8 protein-coding genes are annotated in these 11766 nt (G+C 71.0%); 6 read left to right on the forward strand and 2 right to left on the reverse strand.

Annotated features, from left to right (window positions below; all coding sequences use genetic code 11):
- The first annotated feature begins 318 nt into the window (after positions 1-318).
- The 3 genes from IPV10_RS16290 to IPV10_RS16300 all read left to right on the forward strand — a co-directional run bounded on the left by IPV10_RS16290 (position 319) and on the right by IPV10_RS16300 (position 5113).
- Complete coding sequence (locus IPV10_RS16290) at positions 319-627, forward strand: GNAT family N-acetyltransferase (RefSeq protein WP_207485632.1); 309 nt, start codon at positions 319-321, stop codon at positions 625-627.
- 123 nt (positions 628-750) lie between these two features.
- Complete coding sequence (locus IPV10_RS16295) at positions 751-1920, forward strand: exonuclease SbcCD subunit D (RefSeq protein WP_207485634.1); 1170 nt, start codon at positions 751-753, stop codon at positions 1918-1920.
- Positions 1921-1936: 16 nt separating this feature from the next.
- Positions 1937-5113: an AAA family ATPase gene (locus IPV10_RS16300; protein WP_207485637.1), complete on the forward strand. Its 3177-nt coding sequence runs from the start codon at positions 1937-1939 to the stop codon at positions 5111-5113.
- A 41-nt stretch (positions 5114-5154) separates the two neighbouring features.
- Here IPV10_RS16300 and IPV10_RS16305 read toward each other — a convergent pair whose 3' ends face one another.
- Entirely contained in the window at positions 5155-5712 is a 558-nt protein-coding gene (locus IPV10_RS16305) for a nucleoside phosphorylase (protein ID WP_207485639.1), read from the reverse strand.
- A gap of 97 nt (positions 5713-5809) precedes the next feature.
- Between IPV10_RS16305 and nadE the strand changes: the two genes are divergently transcribed.
- The 3 genes from nadE (at position 5810) to IPV10_RS16320 (ending at position 11074) form a co-directional block, all read left to right on the forward strand.
- Positions 5810-6628, forward strand: a complete 819-nt coding sequence (gene nadE / locus IPV10_RS16310; RefSeq protein WP_207485641.1) for an ammonia-dependent NAD(+) synthetase — start codon at positions 5810-5812, stop codon at positions 6626-6628.
- Positions 6629-6795: 167 nt separating this feature from the next.
- Positions 6796-10266, forward strand: a complete 3471-nt coding sequence (locus IPV10_RS16315; RefSeq protein WP_207485643.1) for a bifunctional RecB family nuclease/DEAD/DEAH box helicase — start codon at positions 6796-6798, stop codon at positions 10264-10266.
- Between the two features lie 37 nt (positions 10267-10303).
- The gene (locus IPV10_RS16320; RefSeq protein WP_207485645.1) at positions 10304-11074 is read left to right on the forward strand and encodes a hypothetical protein; all 771 of its coding nucleotides are present in this window, start codon (positions 10304-10306) and stop codon (positions 11072-11074) included.
- 24 nt (positions 11075-11098) lie between these two features.
- Here IPV10_RS16320 and upp read toward each other — a convergent pair whose 3' ends face one another.
- Positions 11099-11731, reverse strand: a complete 633-nt coding sequence (upp, locus tag IPV10_RS16325) for a uracil phosphoribosyltransferase (protein WP_207485647.1) — start codon at positions 11729-11731, stop codon at positions 11099-11101.
- Between the last annotated feature and the right edge of the window lie 35 nt (positions 11732-11766).

Consider the following 11766-nt stretch of genomic DNA (forward strand, 5'->3'; position numbering starts at 1 on the left):
GTCCTCAGGACGTGAGCCGAAGCGGCTCTGATGCGTTGCATGAATGACCGGGCGAGCCGGAGAAGCGAGCAAGGGATGGGTGCTCGTAGACGCCGACCTCGCAGATCGCGAAGGGTCAGGTCAGGCGGGGTGGCTGTTCGTTCAGCGACACATTCGGCAACACATGCCAACGCGACCGGGCATCATCATCCCGGCAGTCCTGTTCGCCTCCTGGGCGGACAAAGGGCTTGCGTTGGTGGTCATGGGGGGATTATGTCGTAATAAATCCCTCCGTGTCAAAACGGCCACGTGCTCGGATGCGCGCGTAACGTTGCTCGGATGACGATCTCGACCACCGTCGGCGGCTTCATCCTGACCGATGAGAAGGACGCCTCCCGGTACACGCTCACCCGCGACGGACAGCTCGTCAGCGTGCTCGACTACCGCGACGACGGCCGCACGATCGCGCTCACCAGGGCCTTCACGATCCCGAGTTTCCGCGGCCACGGCTACGCGGCGACCATGGTCGAGGGTGTCGTCGCCGACCTCGAGCGCCGCCACGATCGCAAGGTGGACCCGGTCTGCTGGTACGTCTCGGACTGGTTCGCGGCGCACCCGGAGCAGCGTTCTCTGCTGCGTACACGATGAAGTGAGCTCTGTGACGCATTGTTACGGCGGCGAGACGTCTCCCGAGATGCTCGGCGGGATGGATCCTCGCCCCCGGCGGCACGCCTGACGGGCGATGTCGGAGGCCCTTCGTAGCGTGTGGGTATGCGAATCCTGCACACCTCCGACTGGCACATCGGCCGCACCTTCCATGGCAACTCGACCATGGACGCGCTGGCCGACGTGCTCGGCGCGCTGACGGCGCAGGTTCGCACGCATGCGGTCGACGTCGTGGTCGTCGCGGGCGACGTGTTCGACTCCGCCACGCCGTCCGGGCCCGCGTACACGCTGCTGGGCGACGCGCTGGTCGCGCTGCACGGGACCGGGGCGAAGGTGATCGTCACCAGCGGCAACCACGACTCGGCTGCGCGCCTCGGATTCCAGGCGCGGCTGCTGCGCGACGGCATCCACGTGCTGACCGATCCCCTCGCGATCGGCACGCCTGTCACGGTGGCGGATGCCGACGGTCCGGTGCACTTCTTCGGCATCCCTTATCTCGAGCCGGCGATCGTGCGCCAGCACTGGCCGGAGGGCGACTCCGAGGGGCGGCAGCTGCGCACGCAGGCGCAGACCATGGCGCACGCCATGGATCTCGTGCGCACCGGCATGCAGCAGCACGAAGGCCGATCTGTCGCGATCGCGCACTGCTTCGCCGCGGGCGTCGACGCCACCGCCGGCCTCGAGCGCGAGGTGCGTCAGGGCGGCCTCGACGTCGTGCCGCTGAGCGTCTTCGACGGCCCCGACTACGTCGCCCTCGGGCACATCCACGGCCGGCAGCAGCTCAGCGAGCGCGTCCGGTACGCCGGCGCCCCGCTGCACTACAGCTTCGGCGAGCAGCACAAGCCGCGCGGATCCTGGCTGATCGAGCTCGACGCCGCAGGTCTCGCCTCTGCCGAGTGGCTGGACCTTCCGGTGCCGCGCCGGCTCGTCACGCTCACCGGAGCGCTCGATGAGATCCTCTCCGCCGACAATGTCGAGGCGCACGCCGCCGACTGGGTGTGCGCGGTGTACACCGACGCCCTCCCGCAGACCGAGCCGATGCGCCGCCTGCGCGAGAGCTATCCGCACTGCGCGATGGTCCAGCACCAGCCGGCGGTCACCGCCGAGCACGCCGAGCGGTCCTACGCCGACCGTCTGCGGACCGCAGTCTCCGACTCCGAGCGTATCGAGGCCTTCCTCGAGCACGTGCGTGCGGGGCAGGGTGCGACCGAGCGCGAGAGCGAGCTGATCCGCGAGGTGCTCGACGAGTCGCTGCGGGCCGAGGCTCTGGTGTGATCCGGAGGGCGCGCTAGTGCAGCTGCACCGTCTCGAGGTCGAGGGATTCGGCCCGTTCCGATCGCGCCAGATCGTGGACTTCGACGCGTTCGCGGACGACGGCATCTTCCTGATCGCCGGGCGCACGGGGGCCGGGAAATCGAGCATCCTGGACGCCGTCTGCTTCGGTCTGTACGGCGGCGTTCCCCGGTACGACGGCGGCGAGAAGCGGCTGCGCAGCGACCACTGCGAGCCCGACGACCCTTCCGAGGTCGTCGTCGAGTTCAGCACGCCGGCCGGCCGGTTCCGGGTGACGCGTTCTCCCGAGTACGTCCGCCCCGCGAAGCGCGGCGGAGGCATGACGAAGCAGGCGGCCGGGGTGGCCCTCGACGAGTGGACGGATGCCGGGTGGATCGGCCGTGCCGCGCGTGCGGTCGATGTCGGGAACGAACTCGACGAGATCCTGCAGCTGAGCAGGGAGCAGTTCCTGCAGGTGATCCTGCTCGCTCAGAACCGGTTCTCCGAGTTCCTGCTCGCCAACAGCAAGGACAGGCAGGCGCTGCTGCGCCGGCTGTTCGGAACCGAGCGGTTCGAGGTGGTGCAGTCGCGCTTCGACGAACGCCGCCGCGCGTCCGAGCAGGCGCTCGGGGCGCGCCTCGCGACCGTCACCGCGCGCGTCGAAGAGGCGGAGCGGCTCGTCGTCACGGCGGGGCTCGGGGCGGATGCCGGTGCTGCGGTGCCGGTGGAGGTGCCGGCGGCGGGCGACGGCGTCACGGATGTCGGCGTCACGGATGCCGGCGCTGCGGATGCCGCGCCGCCTACGACCGCGGCCTCGCGCGATGCCCCACAGGCCCGGCCGTCGTCCGCCCCGACAGTCCCGGTGACCACCGAGGAGCGCCTCGAGGAGCTGCGACGTGCCCGTGCGCGCGCCGGCTACCGGGCGGAGCGACGGGCCTCCGAGCGCGACGACGCCGAGAAGCGCTCCGCTGCGGTCGATGTCGCACTCGCGTCGGCCAGGGAGGAGCAGCGCGCTCAGCAGGAGCGTGACCGCTCCCGGAGCGCGATGGCCCTTCTCGACGCCGAGGAGCCGCTGATCGTCGCGGCGCGGACCGAGCTCGAGCGGGCACGCGCGGCCGAGACCATGCGCGCCGCGATCGCCGCCGCGGGCCGCGCCGGCGCGGCATCAGCGGGGGCGGCGTCCTCGGTGATCGAGGCTCGGGCGGCGTGGGACGCGTTCGGGGTCGAGCTGCCCGCCGAGGAGGGCGACAGCGACCTCGCCGACACCGATCTCGTCGACAGCGATCGCGTCGACGTCGGCCTCGTCGGGACGTTGGAGACCTGGGCGTCGGAGCGGACGAGGGAGAGCGGCACCTGGGAGCGTGCGCGCGAGCTCGAGAGCCGGGAGCCGGCGCTGTCGGCCGAGCTCCTCGCCGCGGACGAGCGGGTGGTGGCGGCATCCGCTCGCATCGAGGCAGGAGAGGCCGAGCGCGCGGAGCTTCCGGAGCAGATCGCCGTCATGACCGCCGAGCGCGACGAGGCGCGGCGCATCGCCGACCGGGCGGGCGACCTGCTCGCCGTCCGGGATGGAGCGTCCGCGCGTCTCGCGGCGGCCCGCGATGCGCAGCGGCTCGCCGGCGAGCAGGACACGGCGGAACGTGCACTCGCCGAGGCCAGTGACGCGCACGCGGTCGCGCAGGCAGATCTGGCACAGCTCAGGAGGCGACGCCTCGACGGCTTCGCCGGCGAACTGGCATCGGCGCTTCCCGACGGCGACGCGTGCCCGGTCTGCGGATCGCACGAGCATCCGGCCCTCGCACTCCACGCCGACCCTGTTTCAGCCGACGACATCGACGCCGCGGAGAAGCGACGCGACTCGGCCGCCGAGCGGGAGCGCGTCGCGGCCGAGCGGTGCTCCGGACTCCGTGCGGAGTTCGCCGCCGCACTCGGTCGCGCCGACGACCGGGATGTCGTCCGTGCCGAAGCCGAGCTCAGCACGGCGGAGGCCGAGCATGCGAAGAGCATCGCCGCGGCCGGCACGCAGCGCACTCTCGACGCGCGGCTTCAGGAGCTCGGCGCCCGACTCGAGCGCCTCGACAGCGCCCGGGCTGAGGACGCGACGACCCTGTCCGCGGCACGTGAGGAGCACGCGCTCCTCGCGCAGCGACTCGACGAGGCTCGCACGCTCATCGGCGAGGCGCGCGGCTCCTTCTCGACCGTGGCCGAGCGACTCGCGGAGACGGCGACGCGGATCGCCGCCGCACGTGCTCTCGCCGCCGCTCTGGAGGAGAGCGCACGCAGGTCGATCGCGGCGGCGGAGGCCGAGGCCGAACGGGATGCCGCCCTCGCCGCATCCGCGTTCGACGACGTGACGGCCGCGGAGCAGGCTCTCCGATCCTCGGCAGCGCAGGAGGCGCTGGAGATCCGGATCTCGGAGCACGCGGTGCAGCGCGAGAAGGAACGCGGGATCCTGTTCGAGCTCGAGCTGCGACTCCTCCCGGAGGACCCGATCGACCTCGCTCCGGCCGAGCAGGCGTCCGCAGACGCGCGTGCTGCGTGGTCCGCCGCCGTCGACGAGGCGAGCCGTGCCGACGGCGTCGCCGAGCGGCTCGACGGGCTCATCGGGTCCGCGGCGTCAGAACACGCGCGCACCGCAGACGAGGCCGCGGAGTACGAGGTGCTCAGGGGGCTCTCCGACGCGATCGCCGGCCGCGGTGCGAACACCCGCAAGATGACGCTCGAGACGTTCGTGCTCGCCGCCGAACTCGAGGAGATCGTCGAGGCCGCGAACCGGCGCCTCGGCGACATGTCGACCGGCCGGTACCAGCTGCGGCACTCCGACGCGCTCGCTGCGCGGGGCGCGGCATCCGGCCTCGGCATCGTCGTCTTCGACGCCTTCACCGGGCAGACCAGGCCGGCGCAGTCCCTCTCCGGCGGCGAGACGTTCCTCAGTTCGCTCGCACTCGCGCTCGGGCTCGCGGAGGTCGTCACGGCGCGAGCCGGCGGCATCCGTCTCGACACCCTGTTCATCGACGAGGGATTCGGCTCCCTCGACGGGGACACGCTCGACGTCGCGATGCGCACCCTCGACGAGCTGCGGCAGGGCGGCCGCACCGTCGGAGTGATCAGTCATGTCGAGGCGATGCAGGAGCAGATCCCCGCCCAGCTGACCGTGCATGCGACGCCCGAGGGGCCGAGCATCATCGAGACGCGCTGACCCTGGGGCCTTGAGCCAGTCGAAAGGCCAGGGCGGACCCGTCAGACCCCGTACTCCTCGAGCATGAACGCGCGCAGCTGCACGCTGCAGCGGGCGACGGCCTCGCGCCAGTCGGTGAGGGCGCCGTCCTCCGCGCCGTCGGAGACGGCCCGGAACACCCGGATCGGCACGTCGAACTGCCCGGCGACCCAGATGTACGCGTAGGTCTCCATGTCGACCAGCGCCGCGCCGGTCGGGCGGATCACGGCCGTGACCTCCGCGTCGTCGACGAAGTGGTCTCCGGTGGCGATCAGCAGGCCCTCACGGCCCGTCGCGACGCGCGCCGGGAGCGAGACGTGCTGACCGGAGATCCCGTCGAGGTCGGTGACGTCGTGCTGGAAGGCGGTGCCGACCTCGTGGACGCGGTGCTCGAGGGCGGCGTCGATCGCGCCTGCGGTGCCGACCACGACGATCTCGTCGTATGTGCTCGCGTCGAGCGCACGGGTGAGCGCGTAGGTCGCCTGCAGCTTTCCGGGGCCGGTCACGAGCCGGTCGAAGCCGGGGAGACTGTCAGGGAAGGCGGAGAGTTCGGAGCTCAGGGCGGCGACGAGAAGTTTCACTGCCCCATCCTCTCAGCACGCGCCTGAGCGGAGCATGTGTCACCCGCTCGTAACACGCACGGGCGATACTGGGTCGAGGAAGAGTGGAGGAGCCCCCGTGACCCTGCAGCAGCAGATCTCTGAAGCGCTCGGCGTGAAGGCCGAGATCGACCCCGCAGTCGAGGTGGAGCGCCGCGTGCGGTTCCTGATCGATTACCTGCGCGCGACAGGTGCGAAGGGCTTCGTGCTCGGCATCTCGGGCGGGCAGGACTCGACCCTCGCCGGGCGGCTCGCGCAGCTCGCGGTCGAGCGGGTGCGGGAGGAGGGCGGAGCGGCGAGATTCCTCGCCGTGCGTCTGCCGTACCGGGTGCAGAAGGACGCAGCGGATGCCGAGGCCGCTCTCGAGTTCATCGCGCCCGATTCCTCGGTCGAGGTGAACATCCAGAACGGCGTCGACGGCGTCGAGGAGGACATCGAGTTCGCCGTCACGAGCGACATCACCGATTTCAACCGCGGGAACATCAAGGCCAGGGTGCGGATGGTCACCCAGTACGCGCTCGCCGGCCACGACGGGATGCTGGTGATCGGCACCGACCACGCGGCGGAAGCAGTGACCGGCTTCTACACGAAGTTCGGCGACGGCGCAGCCGACCTCCTGCCGCTCGCCGGACTCACCAAGCGCCAGGGGCGCTCGCTGCTGCTGTCTCTCGGTGCTCCGGATCGGCTGGCGTACAAGGTGCCGACCGCCGACCTTCTCGACGGCCAGCCGGGGCGATCGGACGAGGATGAGCTCGGGCTCACCTATGAGCAGATCGACGACTTCCTCGAGGGGCGCACTGTCGACCCGGAGGTGGCCGGCCGTATCGAGGCGAAGTACCTGGCCACCCGGCACAAGCGTCACCTCCCGGTGACCCCCGACGACACCTGGTGGCGCTGACCCCGCACAAGACCGTCTGTTTGCGTCAAACGCACCTTCGCCGGGCGCCGGAACCTGCATTCGACGCAGACAGACGGGTGTGAGAGCCGCCGAGGTCCGCGAGGCCGGCGCGAACCCGTGTCGGATGCCGCGGCTAGTGTCGAAGCATCCGACAGAACGGGAGCAACGTGCGGATCGACAGCCAGGCGCAGCGCGTCATCTGGAGCGCCAGCGACCTCAAGGCCGCCGCCGAATGCGAGTTCGCCTGGTGCCGTGCGATCGATGCGAAGCTCGGCCGCGTGCCAGCCGTCGAGGAGCCGGAGGATGTCACTCTCGCCAGAGCCGCGCTGCTCGGCGACGTGCACGAGCAGAACGTGCTCGCGAAGTACATCGCCGACCTCGGCGACGAGGCGGTGCACCGCATCGAGAAGGTGTCGTCGATCGATGCCGAGGCGCTCGGCGCGGCGGTCGCCGAGACGCAGGATGCTCTGCGCTCGAGCGCTCAGGTGATCTTCCAGGCCGCGTTCGCCACTGACGAGTTCGTCGGCTTCGCCGACTTCCTGCGTCGCGACGACGACGGCCGCTGGCGGGTCGAGGACTCCAAGCTCGCCCGCAAGGCCCGCGTCACGGCGCTCATGCAGCTGGCGGCATACGTCGACCAGCTCGACCGGCTCGGCATCCCTCGCTCCGACGAGGTCGACCTCATCCTCGGTGACGGCACCCGCAGCGTCCACCGGGTCGACGACCTGCTCCCGCTCTTCCACGTGCGCAGGGCGCGGCTGCGGAACCTGATCGCCGACCGTCGCATCGACACGGGCGCGGACGGTGCGCCGCTCGCCTGGGGCGACGACCGAGGCGACCTGCAGATCGTCGCATGCGGGCGCTGCGCGACCTGCGAGGAGCAGGTGATCGCGCACCGCGACCTTCTCATGGTCGCCCGGATGCGCCCGGTGCAGCGCGCCCGGCTGCGGGCGGCCGGCATCGAGACGATCGACGAGCTGGCGGCGGCATCCGATTCGCCCGACGGGATGAACCCCGACACGTTCGACACGCTGCGCGCGCAGGCGAGACTGCAGCTGCGCGCCGATGCCGACGGCGCCCCGACCTACGACGTGCACTACGCCGGCGCGATCCACACGCTGCCGGTGCCGAGCCACGGCGACATCTTCTTCGACTTCGAGGGCGATCCGCTCTACACGGAGCCTGCGCCCATCGGCGAATCGCACTGGGGCATCGACTACCTGTTCGGCTGGGTCGACAACACCGACCAGTACACCGCGCTGTGGGCGCACGATTTCGCCGCCGAGCGGGAGGCGTTCGAGACGTTCCTCGACTTCGTGAAGGTGCGGCGGGCCGCGCACCCCGGCATGCACATCTACCACTACGCCCCCTACGAGACGTCGCACCTGGTGGCGATGGCCGCGCGGCACGGCGTCCGCGAGGGCGAGATCGATCGCCTCCTCCGCGAGGGCGTGTTCGTCGACCTGTATCCGCTGGTGCTGCGCACGGTGCGAGTGGGCTCGCGGTCGTACTCGATCAAGAAGCTCGAGCCGCTGTACATGGGGGAGGACGTCCGCACCAGCGACGTGCAGAAGGGCGATGACTCCATCGTGCAGTACGTCGCCGCGCGTGAGCTCGCCGCCGCCGGGGAGCAGGCAGAGGCGGATGCCGTGTTCGCCGATCTCGCCGACTACAACCGATACGACTGCGTCTCGACGCGGCGCCTTCGCAACTGGCTGATCGACATCGCCAGGAAGGAGGGCGTGAGCCCCGCGCCTCCGGATGCAGCCGACGAGGTGATCTACGAGCCCTCCCCGCGATCCGAGGCGCTGCTCGCGGATGCCGCCCGAGCGGTGGAGGCCGGCGCCGACGGGCAGGTGCACCGCATCGCGGCCGCGGCGATCGACTACTTCCCCCGTGAGGCGAAGAGCTTCTGGGTGTCGCATTTCCAGCGGCTGCGCGAACCCGTCACGATGTGGGAGGGCACGCGCGACGTGATCCGCGTCGACCGCCTGGCGTCGACCGTCCGGCGGGAGTGGAGCGTCGGCGAGGGGCGCCGGGTGATGTCGCGCGACATCGAGATCCGCGGCGAGGTGTCGCCCGGTACGACCCTCGGCGAGGGCGGTCAGCCGTTCGCGCTGTACGAGGTGCCCGCGCCCTTCGACACCGAGGCGGCTTCGCGCGCCGTGCACGTCCCGCACACCGTGACGATCTCGGCGCTCCTCGACGACGGATATCTCGTGACCGAGACCGCCGTCCAGGGGCAGACATGGGACGAGCTGCCGCTCGCGCTCACGCCGGCCGCCCCTCCCCGGGTCGTGTCGCTGCAGGGTGCGATCGATGAATGGGCGGATGCCGTGCACGCAGCCGCCCCCGGCTTCCCGTCCGACGCGGCGACCGACATCCTGCGGCGCATCCCGCCGCGCACGGCATCCGGCGCGCCCCTTCCTGCGGCGGGCGACGACACGATCGACGCGATCGTGCGCGGCGTCCTCGACCTCGACCGCAGTTATCTCGCCGTGCAGGGGCCGCCCGGCACCGGGAAGACCTACACCGGGTCGCAGGTGATCGCCCGGCTGGTGAACGAGCACGGCTTGAAGATCGGCGTGGTCGCGCAGTCGCACGCGATCATCGAGACGCTGCTCGAGCGTGTGGTGTCCGACGGCGTCGCACCCGCGCAGGTCGCGAAGGCGCCGAAGGACGGTGGTCCGGAGCCGTCGTACACCGTGATCCCGAAGAACGGGATGGCGTCGTTCCTCGCCGAGCACGCCGGAGAGGGTGTCGTCGTCGGCGGCACCGCGTGGGACTTCAGCAACACGCAGCGGGTGGATCGGGGTGGTCTCGACCTGCTCGTGATCGACGAGGCCGGTCAGTTCTCGCTCGCCTCGACGATCGCTGTCGCCGTCGGCGCGAAGAGGCTGCTGCTGCTCGGCGACCCGCAGCAGCTGCCGCAGGTGAGCCAGGGGGCGCATCCGGAGCCGGTCGACACCTCCGCCCTCGGCTGGGTGATGGACGGCGATCAGGTCATCCGGCCCGAGTTCGGGTACTTCCTGGCGCGGTCGTGGCGCATGCACCCGTCTGTCGCGGCCCCGGTATCGAAGCTCGCCTACGCGGGGCAGCTGGCCTCGGCCCCCGGCCCGGAGCGGCGCTCGATCGACGGCATCGACCCGGGCCTGCACATCGTGCCGCTGCGCCATCGCGGCAATGCGACGCAGTCTCCGGAGGAGGCGGGCGAAGTGGTGCGGCTCGTGCGCGACCTGATCGGGCGCACGTTCGCCGACTGCGACCCTGACGGCACGACGCGTCCGCTCGAACAGGGCGACATCATCGTCGTCACGCCGTACAACGCGCAGCGGCAGCTGGTGCGCGATGCGCTCGCGGATGCCGGCTTCCCCGACGTGCCGGTCGGCACGGTCGACAACTTCCAGGGCAAGGAGGCGGCCGTCTCGATCACCTCGCTCGCAGCATCCAGTGGGCGCGACGCCCCACGCGGACCCGAGTTCCTGCTGCTGCAGAACCGCCTGAACGTGGCGATCTCCCGCGCGCAGGTGGCCGCGTACCTGATCCACTCGCCTGCCCTTCTCGACGACCTTCCCTACACGCCGGAGGGGGTTGCACGGCTGAGCGCCTTCGCGCGACTGGTCGGCGTTGCGGAGTGAGCGGCTGGGGCGGGTGAACGGCGGGGCGAGGAGACGGATGACGCACAGCATGGACGACATCCTGCGGGCCTCGGCCGCGTGGGTCTGGTTTCCCCGGGGCAGCGAACAGGAGAAGACCGGACTCCAGCTGGTCAGGTATCCCGCGCGATTCGGTGGCGGCGTGCGCGGCTCGCAGGTCGAGTCGACGGCGGATGCTGCGACCGTGCTCGAGCACGCGATCGATCGCACGCGAGCCTGGGGTGAGACGGAGCTGAGGTTCTGGACGAACGCCTCGGACAGCCCTGACCTGGAAGGCGAGCTGCAGCGGCGCGGCGCCGAGCATTTCGACACGGTCGCGGTGTTCGCCGTGGCGATCGCGGACGTGCGCATAGATGTTCCGGAAGGCACGAGCACGGAGATCGTGCGCACCCTCGAACAGGTGCGCGAGGTCGACGCGGTCAACGTGCCGGTATGGGAGCAGTCGCCGCTCGACGAGGAGGGGCTGCGCGTCGAGCTCGACGAGGTGACCGCCGCCCTCCTCACGGGCGGCGGGCTCCGCGTGCTCGGGCGCCTCGACGGCGACGCCGTGAGCACGGGCGGGTGCACGATCGTCGACGGATTCACCCGGCTGTGGGGCGCCGCGACTCTGGAGCAAGCGCGAGGCCGGGGCGCCTATCGCGCGGTGCTCGCCGAGCGTCTGCGCGCGAGCGCGGAACTCGGCGCGACGACCGCGCTGGTGAAGGGTCGCGTCTCGACTTCGGCGCCGATCCTCGCCCGCGCCGGGTTCCGGCACTACGACGACGAGCGCGGCTACCGCCTCGCCGTCTGACCGCGCGCGCGGTCGCCGGAGGACTCAGACGGTCCCGTACAGCCGGTCTCCCGCATCGCCGAGACCGGGGACGATGTACCCCTTCTCGTTGAGGCGCTCGTCGAGTGCGCCCAGCACGAGAGTCACGTCGCGATCGCCGGCCATCGCCTCGATCGCGGCGACGCCCTCGGGGGTGCCGAGGAGGCAGATCGCGGTGACGTCCTTCGCGCCGCGATTGAAGAGGAACTGGATCGCCGCGGCCAGCGAGCCGCCGGTGGCGAGCATCGGGTCGATCGCGAAGCACTGGCGATCGCTGAGGTCGTCGGGCAGGCGCTCGGCGTAGGTCGTCGGCTCGAACGTCTCCTCGTCGCGGACCATGCCGAGGAACCCGACCTCCGCTGTCGGGAGCAGCTTCACCAGGCCCTCGAGCATGCCGAGGCCGGCGCGCAGGATCGGCACCACGATCGGGCGCGGCTCGGAGATCTTCACGCCCATCGTCTTCGTCACGGGGGTGGTGATCTCGATCGGGCTGACCTTCACGTTGCGCGTCGCCTCGTAGGCGAGCAGTGTCACCAGCTCCTCCGTCAGCTGGCGGAACACCGGCGACGGCGTGCGCGCGTCGCGCAGCACCGAGAGCTTGTGGGTGATGAGGGGGTGGTCGGCGACGTGAACACGCATGCCTACAGGCTATCCGACCCGCGAAACTTCACAGA

The organism is Microbacterium sp. SD291 (assembly GCF_017355365.1).
Lineage (GTDB): Bacteria > Actinomycetota > Actinomycetes > Actinomycetales > Microbacteriaceae > Microbacterium.

Coding starts and splice junctions, on each gene's coding strand:
- IPV10_RS16295 (WP_207485634.1), top strand. CDS start 751: ATGCGAATCCTGCACACCTCCGACTGGCACATCGGCCGCACCTTCCAT.
- IPV10_RS16290 (WP_207485632.1), top strand. CDS start 319: ATGACGATCTCGACCACCGTCGGCGGCTTCATCCTGACCGATGAGAAG.
- IPV10_RS16320 (WP_207485645.1), top strand. CDS start 10,304: ATGACGCACAGCATGGACGACATCCTGCGGGCCTCGGCCGCGTGGGTC.
- upp (WP_207485647.1), bottom strand. CDS start 11,731: ATGCGTGTTCACGTCGCCGACCACCCCCTCATCACCCACAAGCTCTCG.